The sequence below is a fragment of the Nocardia yamanashiensis genome, assembly GCF_021183565.1.
Taxonomy (GTDB): Bacteria; Actinomycetota; Actinomycetes; order Mycobacteriales; family Mycobacteriaceae; genus Nocardia; species Nocardia yamanashiensis.
Genome location: NZ_CP089226.1, coordinates 6,874,500 through 6,899,489, shown reverse-complemented (window position 1 = coordinate 6,899,489; position 24,990 = coordinate 6,874,500). Strand labels below are relative to the sequence as shown.

Annotated in this window: 24 protein-coding genes; 13 read left to right on the top strand and 11 right to left on the bottom strand. The window is 65.8% G+C overall.

Annotated features, from left to right (window positions below):
- Positions 1-2 precede the first annotated feature (2 nt).
- The 6 genes from LTV02_RS31795 (at position 3) to LTV02_RS31770 (ending at position 5,720) form a co-directional block, all read left to right on the top strand.
- Positions 3-1,358: a hypothetical protein gene (locus LTV02_RS31795; RefSeq protein ID WP_233035392.1), complete on the top strand. Its 1,356-nt coding sequence runs from the start codon at positions 3-5 to the stop codon at positions 1,356-1,358.
- An 81-nt stretch (positions 1,359-1,439) separates the two neighbouring features.
- On the top strand, positions 1,440-2,231 hold the full coding sequence (locus LTV02_RS31790) for a TIGR03084 family metal-binding protein (protein ID WP_233035391.1): 792 nt from the start codon (positions 1,440-1,442) through the stop codon (positions 2,229-2,231).
- A gap of 344 nt (positions 2,232-2,575) precedes the next feature.
- The gene (locus LTV02_RS31785; protein ID WP_233035390.1) at positions 2,576-3,247 is read left to right on the top strand and encodes a DUF3445 domain-containing protein; all 672 of its coding nucleotides are present in this window, start codon (positions 2,576-2,578) and stop codon (positions 3,245-3,247) included.
- Positions 3,248-3,258: 11 nt separating this feature from the next.
- A complete protein-coding gene (lhgO, locus tag LTV02_RS31780) occupies positions 3,259-4,443 on the top strand; it encodes an L-2-hydroxyglutarate oxidase (RefSeq protein WP_233035389.1) in 1,185 nt (394 codons plus the stop codon).
- A gap of 139 nt (positions 4,444-4,582) precedes the next feature.
- A complete protein-coding gene (locus tag LTV02_RS31775) occupies positions 4,583-5,083 on the top strand; it encodes an SRPBCC family protein (protein ID WP_067720517.1) in 501 nt (166 codons plus the stop codon).
- A gap of 10 nt (positions 5,084-5,093) precedes the next feature.
- Positions 5,094-5,720, top strand: a complete 627-nt coding sequence (locus LTV02_RS31770) for a ribonuclease H family protein (RefSeq protein WP_067720518.1) — start codon at positions 5,094-5,096, stop codon at positions 5,718-5,720.
- 60 nt (positions 5,721-5,780) lie between these two features.
- Here the strand turns inward: LTV02_RS31770 and LTV02_RS31765 are convergent, their stop codons facing one another.
- The 9 genes from LTV02_RS31765 to LTV02_RS31725 form a co-directional block, all read right to left on the bottom strand.
- Complete coding sequence (locus LTV02_RS31765) at positions 5,781-6,605, bottom strand: hypothetical protein (RefSeq protein ID WP_233035388.1); 825 nt, start codon at positions 6,603-6,605, stop codon at positions 5,781-5,783.
- A gap of 75 nt (positions 6,606-6,680) precedes the next feature.
- Positions 6,681-7,853 (bottom strand): MlaD family protein, encoded by a 1,173-nt coding sequence (locus tag LTV02_RS31760; RefSeq protein WP_233035387.1) that lies wholly within the window; start codon positions 7,851-7,853, stop codon positions 6,681-6,683.
- On the bottom strand, positions 7,850-8,968 hold the full coding sequence (locus LTV02_RS31755; RefSeq protein WP_233035386.1) for an MCE family protein: 1,119 nt from the start codon (positions 8,966-8,968) through the stop codon (positions 7,850-7,852). Before LTV02_RS31755 ends, LTV02_RS31760 begins: the two co-directional genes overlap by 4 nt.
- Positions 8,965-10,086, bottom strand: coding sequence for an MCE family protein (locus tag LTV02_RS31750; protein WP_233035385.1), 1,122 nt, complete (start codon positions 10,084-10,086; stop codon positions 8,965-8,967). Before LTV02_RS31750 ends, LTV02_RS31755 begins: the two co-directional genes overlap by 4 nt.
- Entirely contained in the window at positions 10,086-11,081 is a 996-nt protein-coding gene (locus LTV02_RS31745; protein ID WP_067720523.1) for an MCE family protein, read from the bottom strand. Before LTV02_RS31745 ends, LTV02_RS31750 begins: the two co-directional genes overlap by 1 nt.
- Positions 11,078-12,109 carry an MCE family protein gene (locus LTV02_RS31740; protein WP_067720524.1) on the bottom strand — a complete coding sequence of 344 codons (1,032 nt, stop codon included), beginning with the start codon at positions 12,107-12,109 and terminating at the stop codon, positions 11,078-11,080. Before LTV02_RS31740 ends, LTV02_RS31745 begins: the two co-directional genes overlap by 4 nt.
- The gene (locus LTV02_RS31735; protein WP_233035384.1) at positions 12,106-13,578 is read right to left on the bottom strand and encodes an MlaD family protein; all 1,473 of its coding nucleotides are present in this window, start codon (positions 13,576-13,578) and stop codon (positions 12,106-12,108) included. The genes LTV02_RS31740 and LTV02_RS31735 overlap by 4 nt, the downstream gene beginning before the upstream one ends.
- Positions 13,579-13,590: 12 nt before the next feature.
- Positions 13,591-14,454 carry an ABC transporter permease gene (locus tag LTV02_RS31730; RefSeq protein ID WP_233035383.1) on the bottom strand — a complete coding sequence of 288 codons (864 nt, stop codon included), beginning with the start codon at positions 14,452-14,454 and terminating at the stop codon, positions 13,591-13,593.
- Positions 14,455-14,458: 4 nt separating this feature from the next.
- Entirely contained in the window at positions 14,459-15,277 is an 819-nt protein-coding gene (locus LTV02_RS31725) for an MlaE family ABC transporter permease (RefSeq protein ID WP_067720527.1), read from the bottom strand.
- 529 nt (positions 15,278-15,806) lie between these two features.
- Between LTV02_RS31725 and LTV02_RS31720 the strand changes: the two genes are divergently transcribed.
- A complete protein-coding gene (locus LTV02_RS31720) occupies positions 15,807-16,472 on the top strand; it encodes a chymotrypsin family serine protease (protein ID WP_067720528.1) in 666 nt (221 codons plus the stop codon).
- A gap of 67 nt (positions 16,473-16,539) precedes the next feature.
- Here the strand turns inward: LTV02_RS31720 and lppU are convergent, their stop codons facing one another.
- Complete coding sequence (gene lppU / locus LTV02_RS31715; protein WP_233035382.1) at positions 16,540-17,169, bottom strand: LppU family putative lipoprotein; 630 nt, start codon at positions 17,167-17,169, stop codon at positions 16,540-16,542.
- 97 nt (positions 17,170-17,266) lie between these two features.
- Here lppU and LTV02_RS31710 point away from each other — a divergent pair, with 97 nt between their 5' ends.
- The 6 genes from LTV02_RS31710 to LTV02_RS31685 all read left to right on the top strand — a co-directional run bounded on the left by LTV02_RS31710 (position 17,267) and on the right by LTV02_RS31685 (position 24,469).
- A complete protein-coding gene (locus tag LTV02_RS31710; protein ID WP_233035381.1) occupies positions 17,267-18,646 on the top strand; it encodes a cytochrome P450 in 1,380 nt (459 codons plus the stop codon).
- Between the two features lie 276 nt (positions 18,647-18,922).
- Positions 18,923-19,849 (top strand): L,D-transpeptidase, encoded by a 927-nt coding sequence (locus tag LTV02_RS31705; protein WP_084535597.1) that lies wholly within the window; start codon positions 18,923-18,925, stop codon positions 19,847-19,849.
- 254 nt (positions 19,850-20,103) lie between these two features.
- Positions 20,104-21,078: a carbohydrate ABC transporter permease gene (locus tag LTV02_RS31700; RefSeq protein WP_408639435.1), complete on the top strand. Its 975-nt coding sequence runs from the start codon at positions 20,104-20,106 to the stop codon at positions 21,076-21,078.
- Positions 21,075-21,932: a carbohydrate ABC transporter permease gene (locus LTV02_RS31695; protein WP_233035380.1), complete on the top strand. Its 858-nt coding sequence runs from the start codon at positions 21,075-21,077 to the stop codon at positions 21,930-21,932. Before LTV02_RS31700 ends, LTV02_RS31695 begins: the two co-directional genes overlap by 4 nt.
- A 19-nt stretch (positions 21,933-21,951) precedes the next feature.
- Complete coding sequence (locus LTV02_RS31690) at positions 21,952-23,283, top strand: ABC transporter substrate-binding protein (RefSeq protein WP_233035379.1); 1,332 nt, start codon at positions 21,952-21,954, stop codon at positions 23,281-23,283.
- A gap of 106 nt (positions 23,284-23,389) precedes the next feature.
- Positions 23,390-24,469, top strand: coding sequence for an ABC transporter ATP-binding protein (locus LTV02_RS31685; protein ID WP_233035378.1), 1,080 nt, complete (start codon positions 23,390-23,392; stop codon positions 24,467-24,469).
- An 8-nt stretch (positions 24,470-24,477) separates the two neighbouring features.
- Here the strand turns inward: LTV02_RS31685 and LTV02_RS31680 are convergent, their stop codons facing one another.
- The gene (locus tag LTV02_RS31680) at positions 24,478-24,972 is read right to left on the bottom strand and encodes a phosphotransferase (RefSeq protein ID WP_332909604.1); all 495 of its coding nucleotides are present in this window, start codon (positions 24,970-24,972) and stop codon (positions 24,478-24,480) included.
- Positions 24,973-24,990 lie beyond the last annotated feature (18 nt).

Here is a 24,990-nt window from a genome sequence, read left to right as displayed (position 1 = left end):
CTATGACGATATTGGGCGCGGGACTTTTCCTCGATTGGGAAGAGCTGACCGGCCAGTCCAAGCTCGTCGTCGATCTGATCAGCTTCCCGATCTTCAGCGGCATCGCCGGTTGGCTCACCAACTGGACCGGCGTACTGATGTTGTTCTGGCCGGTCTTCTTTCGCGGCGTCCACATTCCCGGGCTGGACATTCTCTACCCCTACCTGCCCAGACGGGTGCAGGTGCTGCCGCTGTTCTCCGGTGACGGCAAACGCTTCGGCTTCCAGGGCTTCATTCCCGCCCGCGCCGAGAAGATGGCCAGCATCTGCGTGGACCGGGCCATCATGCGGATCGGCAGCCCCAAGGAGTTCATTCACGAACTCGATCTGGAGGGCATCGCCGACTACATCGCCGAGGTCGGGCGCAAACAGGTCCCGGCCATGGTCAACGAGATCATGCTGCGCGAGAACCCGGATATCTGGAACGCGGTCCCGCAGGCCGTGCGCACCGTGCTCTACCAGCGAGTCGAGCGGGAGCTTCCGGTCTTGGCGCGCAAGGCTTTCGAACAGCTCGGCGACAATGTCGATCAGCTCATCGACATCAAGGATTTCGTCATCCGGTACCTGCGGGAGAACCCGCACATCCTCAAGGACCTGACCACCACCATCGCCGCGCCCGAGCTCAAGTTCATGGTGCGCATCGGCCTGCTGGGCGCGCCGTTCGGCCTGCTGCTGGCGCTGTACATGCATGTGCACCACGACATTCCGGTGCTGGGCTGGCTGCCGGGCTGGTTCGTCATCCTGACCGTGACCGCATTCATCGGCGTGATCGTGAACGTCATCGCCGTCAAGATGGTGTTCGAACCGGGCGATCCGCAGCCGCGCTACAAGTACCTGTGGAAGCAGGCGCTGCTGGCCAAGCGCCAGCCCGAAGCCGCCGCCGATCTCTCGCACATCCTCGCCTACCAGGTGCTGACGCTGCCGAATCTGGCCAAGGAACTGCTGGAAGGCCCGAACGGGGACAAGACCCGGCAGCTGCTGGAACGGCTCATCGCCGCCGAGATCCACCGCCAGCTGGGCCCGACCCACACCGTGGTGCGGACCTTCTTCGGCAAGCGCCAGTTCGACAATCTGAAGGTCGGGGCGACCACCGCGGCGGTGCAGCTGGCCCCGAGCCTGGCCGACGATCCGGAATTCGCGGCGGCGCAGGCGAAGAAGATCGACGAGTTCGCCGCCCGCAAACTCCAGCAGCTCACCCCCGGCGAGTTCATGGAGATGTTCTACGCCTCGGTGGAACAGGACGCCTGGCTGCTCTACCTGCACGGCGCCCTGCTCGGCCTGGCCGTCGGCGCGGTGCACCTGGTGCTCTTCGGCTGGTAGTCCAAGAAACAAGCACGCGTGCTTGCATTTTTCGGGGGGCGCTGCGATGCTTTGGGTCACGGACGTGACGGGAGTTTTTCGATGGCCGATCTGGAAGCGCTGCTCGCTGACTTCACCGCGGAATGCGAGGAGCTGGATCGGCTGATCGCGGATCTGCCCGCCGCGGAATGGAATCGGGACACCCCGGCCGCGGGCTGGACCATCGCCCATCAGATCGGGCACCTGACCTGGACCGATCGGGTGGCCGTGCTCGCCGCGACCGATGCCGACGAATTCGCCGCGCAGGTGCAGGCCGCGCTGCCGAAGATGCTCACCTTCGTGGACGAGGCCGCCGAGGAAGAAGCGCGCAAGTCCGCCGCCGAACTGCTCGCCGATTGGCGGCGCGACCGGATCGCGCTGGTCGAGGCGCTGCGCGCGGTGCCCGCCGGGACCAAGCTGCCGTGGTTCGGGCCGCCGATGAGCGCCGCTTCCATGGTGACCGCGCGGCTCATGGAGACCTGGGCGCACGGGCAGGATGTGGCGGATGCGCTGGGCGTGACACGCGAACCCACTGCTCGGTTGCGAAACATTGCCCATCTGGGGGTGCGGACCCGCAATTTCGCGTACCTGACGCACGGCAAGGACGTGCCCGCCGAGGACTTCCGCATCGAACTGACCGCGCCCGACGGCACGGTCTGGAGCTGGGGACCCGAAGATGCCGCGCAGCGAATCTCCGGCCCCGCCTTGGACTTCTGCCTGCTGGTCACCCAGCGCCGGCATCTCGGGGATCTCGCGCTGACGGTGACCGGCGACGAGGCGTCCGAATGGCTCGGTCTGGCACAGGCTTTCGCGGGGCCGCCCGGAACCGGCCGGACGGCAGGTCAGTTCGCCTGACCTGCCGTCACTCCCGGCCCTTCGGCCTTGTTCCCCTATTCCCACAGGGTTCAGAGCGAGCGAGCACTAACGTGGGTGCGCCGTGCCTGGTGCCGACCGGACGCCGTTGGCCGGAAGATTCGATGGCAGTCGAGTTAGTGCTCGCCGCTAGAAGCTAATTACCCATCCTTTCGAGCCGGAAACCTCTTGATTCCGCGCGCTCGAACCTGTGATCCTGATCTCGATCGCGGCAACTGTTACCGCACGCCACCGTAACCTGGACGGGCGTACGACTTTCAACGGTGCGGGTCGTGGGCGTCGAAAGACGCAGGGGGACCAGGGGAGAGGGAAAGGAACGCACCGATATGTCGCATCAACTCGCGACGCAGGCGCACCGGTCTGCCCGGCGCACCGCCCAGGTGCTCCGCTACAGCGCCATCGTCACCGCCGGAATGGCGAGCATCGGTCTGACCGTCGCCGCCGGCTCCTACATCACCAATGCCATGGCCGGGAACCAGTATCCGGGCAAGGCCATCACCGCGGCTCCGGCCGCGCAACCGCCACGGGTCGAACCCGGCGCGCCCCGCGCGGCCGAACTCGACACCCCCGTGGCGAGCGGCGAGCACATCGGGCTCGTCGCCTTCGTCAGTCACCACGATCCCGAACTCACGGTGCGCAGCGATCTGCCGATCGTCGGCAGCACCCATACCGCGAACAGCCCGCAGGCGAGCGGCTACACCGGGCAGGTCCGGCTGGGCGACACCTACGTGGGCGCGCAAGTGGTTCCGGTGCAGCGCAATTCGGTCAGCGTGACCGTGGACACCAATCTCTTCGCCACGCTCGCCGACTACGTGCTGCACACGCCGCTGGGCGAACAGCTGGGCATCGTCACCGATCCGTCCGGCAATACCCAGCTCCGCACCGAGGTCGACACCCGGCGCGGCGAAGTCACGCTCACCCTCAGCGATCCGGGCATCGGACGGCTCGGAGTGCAGGTGGCGCGGCATCCCGCGCCCGCCGACGTCACCGCTGTGTGAGACTTCAGGATGTGTACGACTACTGCGTGATCGGCGGCGGCATCGTCGGCGTGGCCACCGCTCACCGTCTGCTCGACCGGCATCCGGGCGCCAGCCTGGTGCTGGTCGAGAAGGCGGCGGAGCCTGGGACGCACCAGACCGGTCACAACAGCGGGGTCATTCATTCGGGGATCTATTACGAACCCGGCAGTCTCAAGGCGCGGTTGTGCGTGGCCGGGGCGGAATGGACCAAGAAGTTCGCTGCCGCGCACGATATTCCGTTCCGGGAATGCGGAAAACTGCTGGTGGCGACCGATGCCGCGGAGCATGCGCGGATGCTGGCGCTCTACGAGCGGTCGGTGACCAACGGGGTCGAGGTCGAACTGCTGGACGCCGCCGAACTGCGGCGGCGGGAACCGCGGATCACCGGGGTGGGGGCGTTGTTCGTGGCGGCCACCGGAATCATCGACTACGGGAAGGTGACCCGGGCGCTGGCGCAGCGAGTGCGGGACGCGGGCGGGCAGATCGTGCTCGGGGCCGAGGTCACGGGGATCTCCGAAACCGATACCGAGGTAATCGTTTCCGGACCGGCGGGGCAGTGGCGGGCGCGGAACCTGGTGGTGTGCGCGGGATTGCAGGCCGATCGGATGGCGCGGATCGCGGGGCTGGAGGTCGACTTCCGGATCGTGCCGTTCCGGGGCGAGTACTACCAGCTCCCTTCCCATCGCAAAGACCTGGTCAGCACCCTCATCTACCCGATTCCCGATCCCGAATTGCCGTTCCTCGGTGTGCATTTGAGCCCGACCATCGATGGCGAGCTGACCGTAGGCCCGAACGCCGTGCTGGGACTGGCGCGCGAGGGCTACCGCAAGGGCAGCGTGAACCTCCGCGACGCGCGAGAGATCCTGGGATTCCCCGGTTTCCACAAGGTAGCCAGGGCCAACGTCCGGACCGGGCTCGAGGAAATGCGGAATTCGCTGTTCAAGCGTGGCTATCTCGCAGAATGCCGCCGCTACTGTCCCGAACTCACCGTGTCCGATCTACTGCCGCGTGAAGCCGGCATTCGCGCTCAGGCGGTATTGCGAGATGGAACCCTGGTCCATGATTTCCTGATCGAACGCACCCCGCGATCGGTCCATGTCTTGAATGCGCCATCCCCGGCAGCCACCTCGGCACTCCCCATAGCCGACCATATCGTCGCCAATTTGGACGACTGACCTAATACCGAACGGCAGTTGAAAAGGGGGTTCGGGGATGAAACCCCCGAACCCCCTCATTGCCCACTTCGGGCTATTCGTGCAATAAATAGGAGTCCTGTAGTACTTTTAATGGCAGCCGTGGGACAGGGAGCAGCCTATGGGCCATTTCAAGTACGCGAGTGACGTCGGCGCGCCGGTGGAAGTCGCCTTCACATACACGGACAACCATCAGTTCGTGCCCGACTGGGCGTTCGCGGTCGCCGAGTTCGAACCCGTCGGGGACACCGACCACGGTTCGGGCGCGATGTTCGCGGCGACCCTGCGGGTGGCCTTCTGGCATCCCACGGTCGAGTGTGAGATCACCGACTACCGCCGCAACGCGGTCATCGAATACACGCTGCGCAGACGCCGGAAGGGGAAGCCGGCGTCTGCGTGCTCCCCGCTCTGCGTGGTCACCCTGCGTTTCGACCCGCTGGGCTACGGCCGCGCCGTGCTGACCTCGGAAACCGAGTACTGGGCGCCGGCGGGGCTCACCGGCCGGCTGCTCTCGAAGCTGCTGGCCGCGGCCGTACAATCGGCGGTGCGGCGGACCGAGTCGCAATTGCGAAGGGAGATAGAGGAATTCCACGGAACGGATCTTGTCGGCCGGATTGCGTAGGGTAACCAGCATGATCATCGTGAGCACCGACGGATCGTGCCTGCGTAACCCGGGTGGGGCGATCGGCTGGGCATGGGTGAATCACGCCGGTGGCACCGGCAGTGGCGGCGCGTCCTGCGGCACCAATCAGATCGCGGAGCTACGCGCGCTATTGGAGGCCGTCCGCGCTCATCCCGGATCCGAACCGATGCTCATCGAGAGCGATTCCCTCTACGCCATCAAATGCGCCTCCGAGTGGATTCACGGCTGGAAGCGCAATGGCTGGAAGACCTCCTCGGGCGGGGCGGTCAAGAACCTGGAGCTGATCCGGCACATCGACCACGCCATCAACGTGCGCTCCGGGCCGGTGCGGTTCCGCTGGGTGCGCGGGCACGTGGGCAACTACTTCAACGAGCAGGCCGACCAGCTCTGCGGTCAGGCCGCGCGCCGGGTCGCCGCCGATCCCAGCCTCTCGGACCCGAATCCCCTGGAACCGTTCGATCCGGTCACCGAACCCCTTCCGGTGGAACCGAAGACCGAACCCATTCCGGTCGTCGCCCCGCCGGAGAAACCCGCCGCCACCCATTCCGCGCCCGCCACCCCGCGCCGGCGGGCCGCCGCCAAAGCTCCGGCGGCCGACGCCCTCACGCTTTTCTGATCGAACGACCGTGCCCGCTGCCATCGGGGCAGCGGGCACGGAAGCTGGTGCGGCAGTGCGTCAGTTGCCGGGCTTGGGCGCCGGGGTGGCGGGCGCGGAGGGCGTCACGGTGGTGCCCTGGGAGCCGCTGCCGCCGGTGAACAGCCCGCGGGTGGCGGGGGAGTCGAAGGCGGAGACCTTCCACTTGCCGTCCACCTTCTCCATGCTGGCGATGCCCGGCACGGTCAGCTGATCGGGCTGCGGGTTCACCGAGTTGGTGCGGGTCTGGCTGAGAATCAGCACCACCTTGGCCTTGTTCTCGTCCCCGGACTCCCAGGCGCAGTGGATCTCGTCCAGGTTGGTCTTCACCTGGACGCTGACCATCAGCTCCTTGAGCGAGTCGGTGGCGGTGCCGAAGTCCTTCTCCCACTGACCGGTGGACAGCGCCTTCACATTGCTGAAGTAGTCGTCCAGGTGCTTGGAGTCGTAATTGGAGATGGCCTTGCCGAAATCGCAGGCCGCGGCGGTGGCGGTATCGCGGGCGTCGAGTTCGTCGGCCCGGTCGCTGGACTTCTTCCACAGCACCGCGCCGCCGGCGATGGCGGCCACGACCACCACGCCGGCCGCGAAGGCGGCGATCATCGGCAGGGCCGAGCCATTGCCGCCGCCACCGGAAGGGATGCCCGCCTTCGGCTTCGGCGCGGCGGGCGGCACCGGCGGCGTCGCGGCCGCCGTCTCCGGCTCGCTCTTCTTGCTCAGATCCGGCTTCGCCTCGCTCGACTCGGGTGCGGCCGGGATCTTCTCGGTCGCGGCGTCACCTGAGCTGTCGGCCTGGCCCCCGGGCTGCACGGCATCGGCCTTGGCGGCCTCTTCGGTTGTCTTGTCCTGGGCGGCGTCATCCGACATTGGATCGATCCCCACGCTTTCTCGGTGCGCTGCGAACGCACCGTATCGGTTCGGTCAGCGAGTATGCCGGACCTGTCATTTGATGGGCGGCAGGGTCCGCTCGTTCGGGTCGGCCCCGGCCGGAGCGTACTGGCCGTTATCCGGAACGTCCGGCCGCGGCGCATTGGCGGAGCCGCGAATCTGCTGGTCGGCAGGCGGATTGGTGCAGTAGGTCGTCCACTTCGGCATGGTGGCTTCGGTGACGGCCTCGTTGCGGACCTTCTTGACAGCGTAGTCGCAGAACGGACGCGGCCAGATGTCGACGATGGTGTAGAACTCGTTGTCGTGCGCGGGCACGCCCATCGCGGAGGAGCCGACCACCAGCGACGGGAACAGCGCCCGCAGCGCCGGGACCCGCAGCTGCGCGGCCTTGGTGATGGCCGCGAAGTTGGTGACCAGGCTGGTCATCGGGTCGGCGGTCTTGTCGAGCACCGCGCCGAGGGTCTGCATCTGGCCCGGGGCCTGCTCCAGGATCTTCTGGAGTTCGGCATTGGCATCGTTGAACTGCTGGAACAGCACACCCGAATTCCGGGTCAGGGTACCGAGATCCGGCTGTGCCAGGGCGGTGGTGCCGGTGATGGTCTGCAGGTTCTTGATCAGGTTGGTGGTCTGCGGCAGCAGGTTGTCCAGACCGGTGGTGGCCAGGCTGATGCCGTTGATCAGGGACCGCAGCTGGTCCTGCCCGCCGGACAGAGCGGTGTCGAGCTCGGTCAGGATGGTCGAGAACTTGTCCGGATCGATCTGCGCGATGAGCGCGCTGGAGTTGTCCAGCACCGACCACACCGGGGTGGGCGTGCGCACCTTGTCCTTGTCGAACTGCACCACCGAGCCATTGGCCAGGTAGGGCGAGTTCTCGGTATTGGGCCGGAAGTCGATGTACTGCTCGCCCGCGCCGGACAGCGCGCCCACCGAGATCACGGTGTCGGTGGGGATGCGGTACTTCTTGTCGATCTCGACGGTGGCGGCGATGGCCGCGCCGCTGTTCACCAGCTCGATATCGGTGACCTTGCCGACGCGGTAGCCGCGCAGGGTCACGTCGTTGCCGGCCTGCAGACCGCCGGAGCGGTCGAGATTGACCGTGACCCGGTAGGTTTCGCGCAGCGGGTTCACCCGCATGACGCTGATGGCCAGGTAGGTCGCGCCCACCACCAGGATGAGTCCCAGCGCGAGGTTCGAGACCAGATTCTTGTGGTTCTTGACCCAGTTCATCGGTGGCTCCCGTTCACCCGGCCGTAGATGATCTGCAGCACCTGGATGAGGCTGCCCCCGAAGTCGTTCAGGTCGCGCAGATCGTAGAACTTGCTGTTGGCCGGATCGGTGAGCAGGCCGATGTCGAGCAGGGTCGCCGTGGCCGCGACGGCCAGCGTATTGCCCTTGAAGGAGGCGTCCGCCTTGGGCCGGATCTCGTGCAGGGCGTCGAGCGCGGGACCCAGGGTGTTCTCGGTCTGGGCCAGGGCGTTCATCAGCTTGTGCACATTGTCGAGCAGGCTGGCCAGCTGATCGGAAGTGGTGTTGGCGTAATCGCCCAGGGCCGCACTGGTGGTGGAGACCTTGGTCAGCAATTCGCCGATGGCCTGGTTGTTCTCGGCGATGGCGCCGATCATGCCGGGCAGGCTGTCGGCCACCTGGCCGAGCTGATCGTGATTGGCCTGAATGGTGTTGGACAGCGCGGAGAATCCGGCCAGCGTGGAGTCGATGCGCTGGCTGTTGGCATTGAGACTGCCGATGACGCCGGTCATCTCGGTGAGCAGGTGGGCCAGCGTCTCGCCCTTGCCGCCCACGATGGAGTCCATTTCCGAGGTCAGCTTGGACAGCGCCGCGACGCCGCCGCCGTTGAACAGCAGCGAGACCGACAGCAGCAGCTCTTCCACGGTGGCGCCGGCCGACGTATTGGTGAGCGTGTCACCGTTTTTCAGCATCTGCGCGCCGGGTTCGGTCTTGGGCTTGGACACCGCCACGAACACGTCGCCGAGCGGGGTGGCCTGCCGCAGTTCCGCCGTACTGCCCACGGGCAGTTCGATATCGGTGCGGATGTCGAGGTCCACATTGGCCTTGAAATCCTTGGTCGTGATCTTGGTGACCACGCCGACGTCCGAACCGCCGATCTTGACCTTGGCCTGGTCCGGCAGATTCAGCGCATTGTCGAAGACCGCGTGCACGGTATAGGTGTCGTTGCCCGCGCCGGGTTTGGGCAGCGGCAGGCTCTCCACCGTCACGCCACAGCCCGAGGCCGTCACGGTGACCGCCGCGATGGCGGCCACGGCGATGGCGGCGCGCCGCGCCCGGGTCCCCGCCCAGAGGTCACGAAGGGATCGGTTGCTCATCGCGTCAGCCCCAACATCGCTGCGGTGAGCCCGAAGTCGGGGCCCATGTCTTCCATCTTTCCGGTGCGGCAGCCGTCCGCCTTCATCTGGATGCGCTCACAGAACAGGCTGACGATCTCGCCGGAGAGCGAGGTGCCGATCAGGCCGTGCAGGCGGATGAAGTTGCCCTGCCGGTTCACCGACCGATCGAGGTTCTGCATGAGCAGCGGCGCCACGTCGACGATCTCGACCACGCCCGCGGCATTGTCACGCAACTGCTGGGTGACCGCGGTCAGGCCGGTGAGGGTGCCGTTGAGCTGATCGCTGTACTGCGAGAACGCGCCGGAGGTGTTGGCCAGGAACGCATTCAGCTGATCCAGCGTGGCCTGCAGACCCGGGGCCTGATCGGCCAGCAGCCCGGACATCTGGGTCATCTTGTTGCTGAAGTCGCGCACCGACTGGTCGTTGTCGGCCAGCATGGTGGTGAGCTCGTTCAGCTTGATGATGATGGTCGAGACCGCGTCCTTGTTGTCGGTGCCGACCTTCAGCGCTCCGGACAACGCGTTCAACGTGTCGCGCATCTTGGCGCCGTTGCCGTTCATCATCGGATACAGCACCCGGCCGGACAGCGGGCCGATGCCCTCCTGTCCTTCCTGCGGCGACAGCGCGGCGGAGAAGGCGTCGATGGTCTTGATCATCGTGTCCAGCTCGACCGGCGTATGGGTCTGCTTGGTGGTCAGGTGCGACTTGTCCGGCAGCGTGTCGCCGCCGGTGTAGGGCGGGGTCAGCTCGATGTGCCGGTCGGTCACGATGGACGGCGAAACCAGTGCGGCCTCGACGTTCCGGGGCAGCTTCACGCCCTTGTCCACGGTCATGTGGACCTCGACGTAGGTGCCCTTGGGCACGATCTTGTCGACCCGGCCCACTTCGAGCCCGAGCACGGTGATCGGGTTGCCCTCGAACATGCCCGCGATGTTCTCGAAGTCGGCGGTGATGTGCTGGGTCTGCCCGGCCGCGTCCTTGACGCCCAGCGGCACCAGCGAGCACGAGCCGACCGCCAGGGTGGCCGCGCCGATCACGGCCGCCTTGGACAAGCGAGCGAGGTTGGCGCGCTTCAGAATCGATGCTTTCAACTGCATTACTGGCACCCCTCGTTCACCTGCGCGAAGCACAACCAGTTGTCCGGGAACAGCCACGGCAGGGCGACCTCGCCGTAGGGGCCGTTACCGAAGGCGTTGTTGAACGTCCGCACGGACACCGGCATGATCGACAGCAGCCGATCCAGGTTGTCCTTGTTCTTCTGCAGGCCCTCGGCCATGGTCTGGAGCTGGGTCAGCGTCGGACCGAACTGGTCATTGTTCTCCGCGCCGATCTGCTGCAATTGCTTGCTCAGCGTGGCGATATTGTCCAGCAGGTTCTTCAGCAGGCCCTGGCGTTCCATCACCCGGCTGGCGATGGCCTCGCCCTGGGTGATGACCAGCAGCACCGAGTTCCGGTTGTCACCGAGAATCTTGGTGACCTTGTCCAGATCCTTGAGCAGCTGATCGACCGAATCCTTGCGGTCGTTCATGGTCTTGGCCAGCGCGCCGATGGAATCGAGCGCCTGCGAGGTGAGCTGCGGGGTGTCGCCGAACTGCTGGTTGATCAGGTTCAGCGATTCCGCCAGCTTCTTGGTGTCGAGGGCCTCGAACTTGGGCGTGCCCTGCTGCACCACATCGGCCAGGTTGTACGGAACGACGGTGTTGTTCTTGGGGATTCGGTTCCCCTTCAGCCCGGAACCGTCGCCCGGGGTCAGATCGACATAGCGCGCGCCGAGCAGCGTGGCCATCTTGATCGACGCCTTGGCGTCCGGGCCGAGCTTCAGGTCGTTGTCGACCGAGAGCGAGATCAGCACGTGATCGCCCTCGAGCTCGGCGCCGGAGACGGTGCCGACCTTGACGCCGGCCACCGACACCTTGTCACCGGTCTTGATGCCGGCGGTCTGCACGAATTCGGCCTTGATGGTCTTCTCGCCGATGCCGATCTGCTTGTACAGACTGGAGGCGACCAGCAGGCCGACGATCACCAGCAGGCCGAGCGCGCCGAGCCACAGGTGACGGTTGGAAGCGATGCGGGACTTCAGTTTCGCGATCATGGACGGCACACCGCCGAGTGAGAGTTGCCGCCGATCTGGTTGAACAGACCGCGCGGGAAGAGGACACCGTACAGGGAGACGTCGAGCGAGCAGACGTACGCGTTGGCGTACGCGCCGTTCTGGGTGAACTTGCCGACGTTCGCGAGAATCGCGGGCAGATCCACCGCGGCCTGGTCCAGCTTGGCGCCATTGGCGATCAGCAGGGTCAGGGCGTCGGTGGTGGAGCTCTGCGCCAGCGCCAGTTTCGGCTGGATCAGGCCCATCATGTTGGTCAGCGCGGTGGTGGCGTCGGCGATCTGCACCGTCGATGCCTGCAGCGACTGACCCTGGGCGTAGAGCCCGCCGATCAGCGAACGGGTCTGGGTCACCAGGGTTTCCAGCTCGTCGCCGCGCTTGGCCAGACCGGCCATCACGCCCGACAGGTTGGTGATGACATCCGAGAGGATGGCATCGCGGCGCTGGAAGTCACTGGCCAGCTGCGCCGACTGGGTGATGAAGGCGCTCAGCGAGACGCCGTCGCCCTGCAGCGCCTGCACGAAGGTGTTGGACAGGCTGTTCACCTGCTCCGGCTGCAGCACCTGGAACAGCGGCTGGAAACCGTTGAGCAGACCGGAGATGTCGAAGGACGGCTCGGTGCGCTCGATCGGGATCGAACCATTGTTCTTCAGCGGCAGATGGCTGCCGCCCTTCTTGTCCGGGGCCAGCGCGACATAGCGCTGCCCGATCAGGTTCTGGTAGCGGACCAGCGCCTTGGTGTCCCCGTACAGCGTCTGATCGTTCTGCACGACGAAGGTGACCAGGGCCTGGTTCTTCTTGTCCAGCTCGATCTTCTCGACCTTGCCGACGCGCACGCCCGCCATGCGGACGTCATCGCCCTCACGCAGGCCGAGCACATCGGTGAAGGTGGCCGAGTAGGTGTTGGTCTTGCCGTCCACGGTGCGCGCCAAGGTGTTCCAGATGACCGCGGTCACCAGGACGGACACGATGGCGAAGATCGTGAACCCGATCAGCGGCTTGCGAATGCTCACTTGGCCGCCCCCTGGGAAACTTGCAACGTTCCACCCCTCAGGATCGAGCTCAGCAGCAGGTACTCACCCGCGGTCGGACGCCGGCCCAGCAGGGCGGTGATGGCGTCGTCGCCCGCGTAGGAAATGGCGCCCGCCTGCGGCACGGTCTGCTGTCCGGCATCCGGGCCGGCCGGTGCGGCCGGCTGCGGCGCCCCCAGGTTCGGGAACAGATTCGCCAGCGGGGTGCCCGCGAACGGATTGCCCGCCTGCGGATTCTGCGCGCCCGGAGCGGTGGCCTCACCGGTGGTGAGACCCGGAATGCTGGGCAGGCCCGGAATGCTCGGCAGCCCGGTGGTCGGCAGTCCGGCCGCCGAGGCCAGCGCCTTGGGCTTCATCGCCTCGGGCAGGGTGCCCTCGCTGGATTCCGCCGGCGCGGTGGCACAACTCGGGGCCGCCAGTTCGCCGTAGCGCGGGCAATCGCCGGCCGCATAGGGCTTGAAGGGAGTGAGGTTGATGCCCAAGTTCCAGATCATCTGCTGCTGCGAACCCCAGTGGAAGGTGGTGTTCAGCTTGCGCACGGAGTCGTTCAGGTTCGAGATGGCCTGCGGGATGGCGCTCGGGTCGTCGGACAGCGCGCCGAACAGCGCACTGGTGCCGGTGGTGACTTCCTTGCCCACGTTGGGGTTCCGGGCGAACAGCGCGTTGATCTTGTCGACCGTGGCGGAGCTGCCCGCGAGCAGCGACACCAGCTCGGCCCGCCGATCGGAGATGGTCTGCGCGGTCTTCACCGATTCCGCCAGCACGCCCATGAGTTCCGGCGCCGACTGGTTCAGCGCGTGGAAGGAGCTGGAGAAGTCGTTCAGCATGACACCGAGATTCGGGATGGCGTCGTCCACCGACTGCAGCCACCGGTCCACCCGCTCCACGCTGGAACCGGGCATGCGGCCGGAGCCGTCGAGCGCGTAGGACAGCGTGCCCAGCACCCGGCCGAACTGGATCGGGTCGATCTTGCCGAGGATATTGCGCACCGTGGTGAGCGTGTCCTGCAGTGCGATGGTGCCTTTGGACTTGTCCTCGGAGATCTGCGAGCCCTCGGCGAGGTGCGCGCTGTCGGGTCCGTTGTAGACCAGCTCCACCGAGGTGACGGCGAACAGGTTGGACGGCACCACGCGCGCCGTCACGTTGGCCGGGATGCCGGTGTTGTACTCCGGCTTCATCTCGATGTGCACTTTCTGCAGCTCGCCCTTGGCGGCCACCGACACATCCTTGACCGCGCCCACCAGCACGCCGCGGAACTTCACGTCCGCGTTCTCGGGCAGGCCGTCACCGGTGGTCGTCAGATTGGCTGTGACATTGACCTTTTCGATGAAGTAGCCCTTGTACCGGGCCATCAGGAAGCCCAGGATGATGGCGAAAACCGTCAGCCCCGCGATACCCGCGATGAGCAGCTGACGCATGGTCGGGCCACGCCCGCTCGGATCGATGATCATGGTGTGCGCCCCCTATCCCGAGATCCGGATGCCGGGGTTGACGCCCCAGATCGCCAAGGTCATGAACAGGTCCGCGAAGACGACCGCGATGATGCAGAGCTTGATCGCGCGGCCGGCCGCGACACCCACGCCCTCCGGGCCGCCCGAGGCGAAAAACCCGTAGTAGCACTGGATGAACGTGGTGATCGCGACGAAGATGACCGCCTTCAGCAGTGAGTACAGCACATCGTGCGGGATCAGGAACTGATAGAAGTAATGCTGGAAGGTGCCTGTCGCGGTGCCGCCGATCAACGCCACGGTCAGCGAGCAGGAGATGTAGGCCAGCGGCAGCGCCAGGCAGTACAGCGGCAGGATCGCGATCATCGCCGCGATCATGCGGGTGCTCACCAGATACGGAAGCGGCCGGATGGCAACCGATTCCAGCGCGTCGATCTCCTCGGAGATGCGCATGGCGCCCAGCTGCGCGGTGAAGCGGCAGCCGGCCTGGGCCGCGAAGGCCAGGGTGGCGAGCATGGGCCCGAGTTCGCGGGTGGTGGCGAAGGCCGAGATGGCGCCGGTGAGCGGGCTCAGACCGAGCAGGTTGAGCGAGGTGTAGCCCTGGATGGCGACGGTCATGCCGCCGAACGCCGACAGGATCAGCACCACGCCGATGGTGCCGCCGCCGACCACGAGATTGCCGTTGCCCCAGGTGACGTCGCGCAGCAGCCGCCAGACCTCTTTGGGGTAGTGCTTGAACGCCATCGGCATGGAGCCGACCGAGCGCAGGAAGAAGAAGACCTGATGGCCGATGCGGGCCAGCCAGTCACGGGGGGAGTTGGCGACGCCCCGGATTTTCTGGAACGGCCGCAGCAGCGGCGGAACATACGTTGCTGACACGGCTTCAGACCATCTGTGGGGGGAAGAAGGAGTTGTACAGCTGCGTGATGATCAGGTTGACCCCGAAGAGCATCACGGCGGACATCACGACCGCGGTGTTCACCGCATTGGCCACACCGCCCGGACCGCCCTTGGCGTTCAGCCCGGCATCACAGGCGATGATGGCGGCGAGCAGGCCGAAGATGAGCGACTTCAGCAGCGCCACAAAGAGATCCACCGTGACCGCGAAGGACGCGAAGGTGCCGATGTAGGAGCCCGGCGTTCCGCCCTGGGCGAAGATATTGAAGATGTAGCCGGTCAGGAAGCCGACGAAGACCACGAAACCGCAGAGCAGTACCGACACCAGCATGGCCGCGCCCAGGCGCGGAGCCACCAGCCGGCGCATGGGGTCGACGCCCATCACCTTCATGGCGTCGATCTCCTCGCGAATGGTGCGGGAGCCGAGATCGGCGCAGATGGCCGAGCCGACCGCGCCCGCGATCATGAGCGAGGTGACCAGGGGCGCGCCCTGTTGAATGATGCCCAGGCCGTTGGCCGCGCCGATGAACGAGGTCGCGCCGACCTGTCCGGCGACCGAGCCGACCTGAATCGAGACGATGACGCCGATGGGAATGGCGACCAGCAGCGTGGGCGCCGCCGCGACATTCGCCATGAATGCGCACTGCCGGATGAACTCGGCGAAGGGGAATCGTTTCCGGAAAATCGCGATGAAAAGCTCGGCGACCGCGGACACGCCCATGGACATCATCCGGCCGCCGGTCTCCAGCGACCGCTTGGGATGGTCCTGCCAGTAGGCCTTGGCCCAGTCGACGGCCGCATTCATCCGTGACTCCGGTGGGCTCCCCTGCCCATCGAGGCTCTTGGTCAACTGCACTGACTACCCCTCTCGACGCCGGTTACCCGCCTCCGGCGACTGTTTGCTTGACGCACCTTACTACGGAGTTAGGAAAAACACATCACGCTCTGTGGTTCCGGTCATAGAGCCGGATCACTTTCCCTGAAACGTTGTGAACAGCCACATCACGGTTGGTTTACGAGCCAAAGAAGCAGGCAGATATCTAGAACTTGTTCTAGTTTTTCAAGATCGCCGGGATTGTGAAGACCCACCCGGTAACAATTTGTAGGAATGAATTTATCGGAAATCGATAGCGAATGTGCATTGTTCCCATATCTCCTATCCAAGTCGGTATCGACCGCAACATCCCCGCGACACCCGGAACGAGCGCCCTTCGCCTGCGTAACAACACACTTGGGCAACATGTGGCAGTACAAGCTGAAGCCGGGACCGAATACTGACAGGATGAGTACCCAGCAAGTTGATAGGTAGATCAGCTTCCGACATCTGGAGGATCATGATCAGGAAACTCGCCGGTGTGGCCGGCGCTTTCGCCGTCGCTTCGAGTATCGCGCTGGTCGGGAGCGCGGGGATCGCGAGCGCGGACGCTCCGGCGGTCATCGGCGGCGGCTCCGGCATCATCATCGACGACATGTTCGAGTGCACCGTGACCACCATCGGTCACGACGGCGCGGGCCGCCTGGTCGGTCTCACCGCCGGGCACTGTGGCGATCCGGGCGCCAAGGTCTATGCCGAGGCCTCCCGTGGATCCGGCCAGATCGGCCGGTTCGTGTACTCCAATCACGACTTGGACTACGCGGTCATCGAATTCGATGCGAGCCGGACCATCCCGGTCAACCGCATCGGCAATGTGACCATCACCGGGGTCGGCGGTCCGCCGGGATTCCCGATGATCGTCTGTAAGGAAGGCCGGACCACCGGCAATACCTGCGGCATCTCCTGGGGCGACGTGTTCGGCACGAACATCGAGACCTGGAGCCAGATGTGTGTGGTGGAGGGCGATTCGGGCGCACCGGTCGTCGTCGGCTCCACGCTGGTCGGCATGGTGAACGCCTATCTCGCCGTCGCCTGCTTCGGTCCCGAGGTCGGGACCAATATGAGCAGCATCATGGCGGATATCAATGGGCGCGGTGGCGTCGGCTCGGGGTACTACCCCATCTAGCGACGAGGACGGAAGAGGCTGCGATCCGGTTGGATCGCAGCCTCTTCCGCGTTTCCGGGCCGCTCGCTCAGAGCGCCGCCAGGCACACCACGACCTGGCGCGTCTCGTAGGCGTAGCCCTTGTCGCCGCTGGTGCAGTCGTCGATCGAGCTGGTGTTCTTCAGGATCGACAGCACTTTCACGCCTTCCGTCGCATTCGCGCCGGTGCAGGAGACCCGGTGCGGGTCCTCGCCGCCCAGATCCAGGCAGTCGCCGATGACCCAGTCGATGTCCAGGCAGATGGCGCCGGTCTCGACGCCATTGGTGGTCTCGTAGTACGCCTGATCGATATCGGCCGGGCACTGCGCGTTGGTCTTGGCCTTGGCCACCACCTTGTAATTGGCTTCCTTGCCGCCGCAGGTCTCCTTGCTGATGATGGCGTTGTCGGTGGTGCCGCCGAGCTTCACGCAGTCACCGATATTGGCCTTGAAGTCGGTCTTCCCGCCGCCGTTGGGATTGGAGGGCTTGGCGCTCGGCTTGGCCGAGGGCTTGCCGCCGCCGGTCGGCGCCGCGGACGGCTTGCCGGTCGAGGTGGGCTGCGGGCCACCGGGGGCGGCCTGCGGGTTTCCGGAAATGGTGGTGCCGCAGCCCGCGAGCAGCAGGGCGACGGCGGAGATCGCGGGGAGGGCGATCCGGGCGGAGATCCGCTGGCGCAACACAACAGTCCTAAGATTTGAGAAACAGGTAGCTTTGACTTTGCGCCATGCATATCACACGTCCTCGAACCAGCGCCCGGCTCGATTCGTATAGGAGAGGGTGACCACGGCAAGCGAATCCGCCGATCCGAGCACACCGGTCCGGCTCCGGGAACCACGGCTGCCGGTGCTGGACGCGTTCGCGGCGGGCGCCGACCTGGCCGCGTACTTCCGGTGGCGGCGCCGGCGCGACGGGGATCCGTTCCTGGTGCGTTTCCCCGGGCTGGGCTCGGCGGTGTTCACCGGGACGCCGGCCGGAGCGCGGGAGTTGCTGCGGGCGCCGGTCGAGCTGCTGACGCCGCCGCTACCCAATCCGATCGAGCCGATGGTGGGGCCGGCTTCGCTCATTCTCCGGGCGGGCGGGCAGCATCGGAGCGATCGGGCGCTGCTGGCGCCGGCCTTTCACCGGAATCGGATCAGCGCGTACGGCAGGACAATTCGCGAAGCTACGCTGGCGGAATTACACGACGATCGTCAGGGCCGCGCGTGGTTATCGGGGCGGCGGGTGGATGCGCGGGCCGCGGCGCGGGCGATAACCATGCGGGTGATCCTGGCGGCGGTATTCGGAATAGACGATCCGGCGCGGCGGTCCGAATTCACCATTGCCACAACCGAATTCCTGAATTCTTATGGCACATCGCTTTTCCTGATTCCGGTGCTGCGGCGCAATATGCACGGAATATCCGGCTGGGAGCGATTCACCGCCGCACGGGAGCGGTTCGATCGGCTCATCGACGCGGAAGTGGCGCGGCGTCGAGCGAATCCTGTTGCCGGACAGGATATTTTGAGCCTGCTGCTGGAGTCGCGCTACGAAGACGGCAGTGCCGTAAGCGATTCCGACCTTCGCGACCAATTGCGCACCCTGCTGGTGGCCGGGCACGAGACCACGGCGACCACGCTGGTGTGGGCGCTCTACCGGCTGCACCGGGAACCGGAAGCACTGGCGCGACTGCGGGACGAGCTGACCGCGGCGGGATCGGGGCTCGACCCGCTCGAACTGGTGAAACTGCCCTATCTGGACGCGGTCTGCCAGGAGACGCTGCGCCTGCACCCGCCGGTGCCGCTCGTATTGCGCAGGCTCACCGGTGATTTCGAGCTACGCGGGACGGAACTGGTGGCGGGGGACACCATGGGCATCGCGGTGCCGCTGCTGCACTCCGACCCCGAGGTGTGGTCCAGACCGCAGGACTTCGCGCCGGAGCGGTTTCTCGAACGCCGGTACGGCCCATTCGAATTCGTCCCCTTCGGCGGCGGGCACCGGCGCTGCGTCGGGGCGGCGCTGGCCGATTACGAACTACGCATCGTGCTCGCCACGGTGCTCGAGACAGTGCGGCTGGAATTGTCTCCGCGTTTCGCGCGGGGGCGGATACCGATGACGGTGCCGCACAATATTGCGACCGGTCCGCGTGCGGCCATCAGCTTCGAAGTACGCGAAGCCTGATGCGACGTCCGTGATTTCGATCACAACCGGGTTTGAGGAAGTAAACACTCCGGTCGCTTCGGAGTATGTGGGGGTACAGAGGAATCGCCGACGCCATCGGCATATTCGCAGTCAGTGCATAGCCTACCGCAGGTGTTGTGACGCGTAACACACCAAGGGGTCGGTATGCATAACTGGCAGAACGCGATTGGCGTGCCATCCATTGCCGGGTACTAATGGATGCGGGGTTGGGACCTACGCGAGTGAACCGTGCTCGCACTCTGCGTGTGAACGAGGATCGAGAGGACCACTGCTGTGCGCTTAACCCGCCGGAACCGGAAGACGGGACTGATCACCCTTGCCGCCCTCGCGGCGACCGGAGCCGTGTTGGCAGCACCAGCATCAGCCGGACCGCTATGGCCGGGCGGGCCCGAAGTGCCGGGCGTGCCCTCCGCCGTGATGCCGCAGCCCGCGCCGGGCTCGCTGCCCACCGATCCGAACGCCAAGTCGCCGATTCCGCCGGCCAACTTCACGGCTCCGAACATCAGCCCCGGTGACGGGGAAGTGGTCGGCGTGGCCCAGCCGGTCATCATCAACTTCAAGGAGCCGGTGAGCGATCACGAGACGGCCGAGAAGGCCATCCGGATCACCTCCACCAACAAGGTGGACGGCCACTTCTACTGGATGGGCGACAAGCAGGTCCGCTGGCGGCCCGAGAACTTCTGGCCGGCCGGTTCCAAGATCACCGTCGAGGCCGGCGGCACGCACGTGGCCTACGAGGTCGGCGACGAGTTCATCGCCACCGCCGACGACACCACCCACGAGATCGTGGTGACCCGCAACGGCGAGGTCGTCAAGACCATGCCCACCTCCATGGGCAAGACCGGGCACGAGACCCCGAACGGCACCTACATCGTCAGCGAGCGCAATCGCAAGATGATCATGGATTCCTCCACCTACGGCGTGCCGGTGACCGCTCCCGAGGGCTACAAGCTCGAGGTCGAGTACGCCACCCGCATGTCCAACAGCGGCATCTTCGTGCACGCCGCGCCGTGGAGCGTTGCGCAGCAGGGTGTTTCGAACACCTCGCACGGCTGCCTGAACGTTTCCACCGCGGACGCCAAGTGGTTCCAGGAGAACGTGAAGAAGGGTGACCCGGTGATCGTGAAGAACACCAAGGGCGGCACCTTGAGCACCAGCGACGGCTGGGGCGACTGGAATTAAGGGGTAGCCCCTCCAAAGACGGATATTCGAGGACCCCCGCCCTTCCGGGCGGGGGTCCTCGCGTTCCGGGCAGGGCGGCTTGCGTTCTCGGGCGCGGCGGGCCGATGTCCCGTGTTGGCCACCCGTTCACGTGAATTCTGGCTCGAAAGAGACTGGGCATCCGTACTATTCGGCGCATGTCCGCGCCGCCTGCGGGTGATCCCGGTGAACACGAGGTGGCGCCCGCGCGCCCACAGTTCAACGGGTTGGCATCCATACGTCACCGGCTATTCGCTCGCAACCGTCAGGCTGCGCGGGTGCGATCGAGCCCCGAACGAGTACTGCCGCAGCCACCTGGGAGGGGCTGGCGCAAGCGGCCCTGGCAGGATTACGCGCTGTTCACCGTTCTGGTGCTGCCGAATCTGATCCTGTTGTCGGTCTTCGTGTATCGGCCGCTGCTCGACAATATCCGGTTGTCGTTCTTCGACTGGAACATCTCCGACACCGAGTCCACCTTCGTCGGTTTCGACAACTACGTCGAGTGGTGGGGGCGTGACGATTCATGGCAAATCGTCCGCAATACCTTGGTCTTCACGCTCTTCGCCGTCGTCGGCAGCATGGTGCTGGGCCTGGCGCTCGCCCTGCTGCTGGACCGGAAGCTGTTCGGGCGCAATGTGGTCCGCTCGGCCATCTTCGCGCCGTTCGTGATCTCCGGCGCGGCCATCGGCGTGGCCTTCCAGTTCGTCTTCGACCCCACCGTCGGCCTGGTGCAGGACCTGCTGCACAAGCTCGGCGTGGAGAACGTGCCGCAGTTCTACAAGGATCCGCACTGGGCGATGTTCATGGTGACCGTCACCTACCTGTGGAAGAACCTCGGCTACACCTTCGTCATCTACCTGGCCGCCCTGCAGGGCACCCGCCAGGATCTGATGGAAGCCGCCGAGATCGACGGCGCGAGCCGGTGGACCACCTTCACCCGGGTGCTCATGCCGCAGCTGCGGCCCACCACCTTCTTCCTGTCGATCACCGTGCTGCTCAACTCGCTTCAGGTCTTCGACATCATCTACACGATGACCCGCGGCGGGCCGCTGGGCACCGGCACCACCACCATGGTGGTCCAGGTCTATCGCGAATCCTTCGTCAACTTCCGGGCCGGCTACGGCGCGACGGTCGCCACCATCATGTTCGTGGTGCTGCTGATCGTGACGCTGCTCCAGGTGCGCATCATGGATCGGGCCGAGCGGTCATGAAGTTCAAGCGCGGCGACAGCGCTTTCTGGGCGGACGTTTTCGGCTATCTCGCCATGGTGTGCGTGCTGATCATCGTCGGCGTGCCGCTGTTCTGGATTCTCGTCAACTCCTTCAAGGACCACGACGACATCTACGTGCAGGCCGGGCAGGGCGCGGTGTACTGGCCGAACCGCTGGCATCCGGAGAACTACCGGGAAGCCACCACCACGCTGCCGTTCTGGACCTTCCTGCGGAACTCGCTCATCGTCACCGGCGTGGTGGCGGGCGTGAAGTTCGTGCTCGGCGTGCTCAGCGCGTACGGGCTGGTGTTCCTGCGGTTCCCGGGCAAGAACATCCTGTTCCTGGTGATCATCGCGGCGCTCATGGTGCCCAACCAGATCACCGTCATCTCCAACTACGCGCTGGTCTCGCAGCTGGGCTGGCGAAACACGCTGGTGGGCATCATCGTTCCGCTGTGCGGGGTGGCCTTCGGGACCTTCCTGATGCGCAATCATTTCCTGTCGCTGCCGAACGAGGTCATCGAGGCGGCGCGCATGGACGGCGCGGGCTGGTGGCGGCTGCTCACCCGGGTGGTGCTGCCCATGTCCGGGCCGACCATGGTGGCCTTCGCGGTCGTCACGCTGGTCAACGAGTGGAACGAATACCTGTGGCCGTTCCTGATGGCCGACAGTTCCGAAGTGGCCACGCTGCCCGTCGGTCTCACCCTGCTGCAGAACACCGAGAACCCGAGCATCACCAACTGGGGGCCGGTGATGGCCGGCACCCTGCTCACCATGCTGCCGATCCTCATCGTCTTCCTGGCCTTGCAGCGTCACATGATCAAGGGCCTCACCTCCGGTGCGGTCAAGGGCTAAGTCCCAGAAGGAGATTCACGTGTCCGATTCACGATTCCCGAACCTGTCCCGCCGCGGGTTCCTGGGGCTGGCCGGCGCCACCGCGGCCGGGCTGGCGCTGACCGCCTGCGCGGGCACCGGTGGCGGCGGCAGCAAGCAGGGCGGCGACGGCAACAAGCTCACCTTCTGGTCCAACCACCCGGGCACCTCCAAGGATCAGGAACTGGAGCTGATCAACCGCTTCCAGGCCAAGTACCCCGATATCAAGGTGGAACTGGTCGACGCGGGCAAGAACTACGAGGAGGTGTCGCAGAAGTTCAACGCGGCGCTCTCCGGCGGTGAACTGCCCGACATCGTGGTGCTGTCGGACGTGTGGTGGTTCAACTACGCGCTCACCGGCAAGATCGAGCCGCTGGACTCCCACTTCGGTTCCGCCGGTGTGAAACTCGACGACTACGTGGATTCCCTCGCCGCGGACTACCTGTTCAACGGCAAGCACTACGCACTGCCGTACGCGCGCTCGACGCAGGTCTTCTACTACAACAAGGACGCGTGGTCCAAGGCCGGGCTGCCCGACCGCGGCCCGAACTCCTGGCAGGAATTCGACGAGTGGGGCCCCAAGCTGCAGTCGGTGGTGGGCGGCGGCAAGTTCGCGCACGGCTGGGGCGACGCCAAGAACTACCTGGGCTGGACCTTCCAGGGCCCGATGTGGACCTTCGGCGGCGGCTACTCCGACCAGTGGAAGCTGAAGTTCAACGAGCCCAAGTCGATCGAGGCCGGAAACTTCCTGAAGGCCATGATCAACGACAAGAAGTACGCCACCATCAGTCCGCAGGTGGCGGTCGACTTCGGCACCGGCGTGGTGGCCTCGGCCATCGCCTCCACCGGTGATCTCAAGGGCATCAAGAAGAGCGCCGAGGGCAAGCTGGAATTCGGCACCGCCTTCCTGCCGCACCCGAACGGGGCGGGCGCCACCACCGGCGGTGCGGGCCTGGCGATTCCGTCCGGGATCTCCGACGCCCGCAAGGAGAACGCGCTCAAGTTCATCGAGTTCGTCACCAATGCCGCCAATACCGCGTACTTCTCGCAGGCCACCGGGTACATGCCGGTGCGCAAGTCGGCGCTGCAGGATCCCACCGAGATCGAGTTCCTGGCCAAGAACCCGAACAACAAGACCGCCATCGAACAGCTGTCGGTCACCAAGTCGCAGGACTACGCCCGCGTCTTCCTGCCGGGCGCGGACCAGATCATCGGCGCGGGCATGGAGCAGATCGGCAACCAGAACCGCGATGTGACAGCCGCTTTCGGCGATATCACCACCCAGCTGCAGTCGATCTACGACAAGCAGATCGCGCCGAAGCTGCCCAAGTAATACCCGGTAACCGAGCCCCCCGCGTCGGCGTCAGGGGCCACAGGCGGCAGCCTGCGTCACCACGTAGGCCCCCGCCGAGGCGAAAATGTCAGAGGAGACCCGCCGCATGGCGACTGTGCAGTTCGAGGGCGTATCCCTCACCTATCCGGGTGCGCCCGCCCCGGCCGTGTCCGACCTGAACCTCGATATCGCCGACGGCGAATTCCTGGTGCTGGTCGGGCCTTCGGGGTGTGGCAAGTCCACCAGTCTGCGCATGCTGGCGGGTCTCGAGGCGGTCAGCACCGGGAGCATCCGGATCGGCGGACTCGATGTCACCGGTCTGGCTCCCCGCAACCGCGATGTGGCCATGGTCTTCCAGAGCTACGCCCTGTACCCCAATATGACGGTCGCGGAGAACATGGGCTTCGCGCTCCGCAATGCCGGAATGTCCAAGTCGGACACGCTGGTTCGGGTCAAGGAAGCCGCCGCCATGCTGGAGCTGGAGGACCTGCTCGACCGCAAACCGGCCAAGCTCTCCGGCGGCCAGCGCCAGCGCGTCGCCATGGGCCGCGCCATCGTCCGCCGGCCGCAGGTCTTCTGCATGGACGAGCCGTTGTCGAACCTGGACGCCAAACTCCGCGTCAGCACCCGCTCCCAGATCGCCGCCCTGCAGAAGCGTCTGGGCACCACCACGGTTTACGTCACGCACGACCAGGTCGAGGCGATGACCATGGGCCACCGAGTGGCCGTCCTGAAAGACGGGCAGCTCCAGCAGATCGCCTCGCCCCGCGAGCTCTACGACAACCCGGTCAACACCTTCGTGGCCGGTTTCATCGGCTCGCCCGGCATGAACCTGCTCACCGCCCCCGTCGAAGACGGCGCAGCCGTCCTCAACGACCTCCGAATTCCCGTCCCGAACAACGCTTCCGGCGCGCGGATCGTGATCGGCATTCGCCCCGAATCCTGGGAACTCACCACCGATCCCACCAACGCTCTGGCGGTGGAGGTAGAGCTCCTCGAAGAACTCGGTGCCGAATCCTTCCTCTACTCCCACGGCATCACCGATCAGTGGTCCAGCCAATCCGGCCGGGTGGTGGCCCGGGTGGACCGCCGCCTCCGCATCACCCTCGGCGAACGCCTCTACCTCACGCCGAAGACCGACGAGATCTTCTTCTTCGACGCCGAAACCCAGCAGCGCCTGCCCTGAGCTCGCCCTCAGGGCAGCGGCCGCGCCTGCGTGAGAATCGCGTCCACCGTCTCCTCGACCGTGAGATCCGAAGAGTCCAGCCACAATCCGATCCGGGGCGTGGTCTCGCGCAGTCCGGTGTCCAGATCCTCGACGGTGAAGGCCCCGTAGGCGTTCTTCGAGCGCCCCGCCTCCCGGGCCGCGACGGCGTCCGGCCGCGGGGCCAGTACGACCACGTAGCGCGGGCGGGTCCGGATCCGCTCCGTGAACCAGGGCAGGAAATCCCCGAGCACCACGTCCTGCACCACTGCCGTGAACCCCTCGGCGGCATAGGCATCCGCGGTCGCGGCGGCCAGCCGGTAGCGCAATCGCAACTGCTCCAACGCCGCCTCCGGCGGATCCGGACGCATGTCCTCCCGCCCGTTCACCACGAACCGGCGGAAGGCATCGCCCCGCACGTGCGCCGACTTCGGCAGGCGCTCCGCGAGCGCCTGCGCGACAGTCGATTTCCCGGCCGCCTGAATGCCGGTGATCAGATAGAC

Coding starts and splice junctions, on each gene's coding strand:
- LTV02_RS31795 (WP_233035392.1), top strand. CDS start 3: ATGACGATATTGGGCGCGGGACTTTTCCTCGATTGGGAAGAGCTGACC.
- LTV02_RS31790 (WP_233035391.1), top strand. CDS start 1,440: ATGGCCGATCTGGAAGCGCTGCTCGCTGACTTCACCGCGGAATGCGAG.
- LTV02_RS31785 (WP_233035390.1), top strand. CDS start 2,576: ATGTCGCATCAACTCGCGACGCAGGCGCACCGGTCTGCCCGGCGCACC.
- LTV02_RS31775 (WP_067720517.1), top strand. CDS start 4,583: ATGGGCCATTTCAAGTACGCGAGTGACGTCGGCGCGCCGGTGGAAGTC.
- LTV02_RS31770 (WP_067720518.1), top strand. CDS start 5,094: ATGATCATCGTGAGCACCGACGGATCGTGCCTGCGTAACCCGGGTGGG.
- LTV02_RS31765 (WP_233035388.1), bottom strand. CDS start 6,605: ATGTCGGATGACGCCGCCCAGGACAAGACAACCGAAGAGGCCGCCAAG.
- LTV02_RS31760 (WP_233035387.1), bottom strand. CDS start 7,853: ATGAACTGGGTCAAGAACCACAAGAATCTGGTCTCGAACCTCGCGCTG.
- LTV02_RS31755 (WP_233035386.1), bottom strand. CDS start 8,968: ATGAGCAACCGATCCCTTCGTGACCTCTGGGCGGGGACCCGGGCGCGG.
- LTV02_RS31750 (WP_233035385.1), bottom strand. CDS start 10,086: ATGCAGTTGAAAGCATCGATTCTGAAGCGCGCCAACCTCGCTCGCTTG.
- LTV02_RS31745 (WP_067720523.1), bottom strand. CDS start 11,081: ATGATCGCGAAACTGAAGTCCCGCATCGCTTCCAACCGTCACCTGTGG.
- LTV02_RS31735 (WP_233035384.1), bottom strand. CDS start 13,578: ATGATCATCGATCCGAGCGGGCGTGGCCCGACCATGCGTCAGCTGCTC.
- LTV02_RS31725 (WP_067720527.1), bottom strand. CDS start 15,277: ATGAATGCGGCCGTCGACTGGGCCAAGGCCTACTGGCAGGACCATCCC.
- LTV02_RS31720 (WP_067720528.1), top strand. CDS start 15,807: ATGATCAGGAAACTCGCCGGTGTGGCCGGCGCTTTCGCCGTCGCTTCG.
- LTV02_RS31695 (WP_233035380.1), top strand. CDS start 21,075: ATGAAGTTCAAGCGCGGCGACAGCGCTTTCTGGGCGGACGTTTTCGGC.
- LTV02_RS31685 (WP_233035378.1), top strand. CDS start 23,390: ATGGCGACTGTGCAGTTCGAGGGCGTATCCCTCACCTATCCGGGTGCG.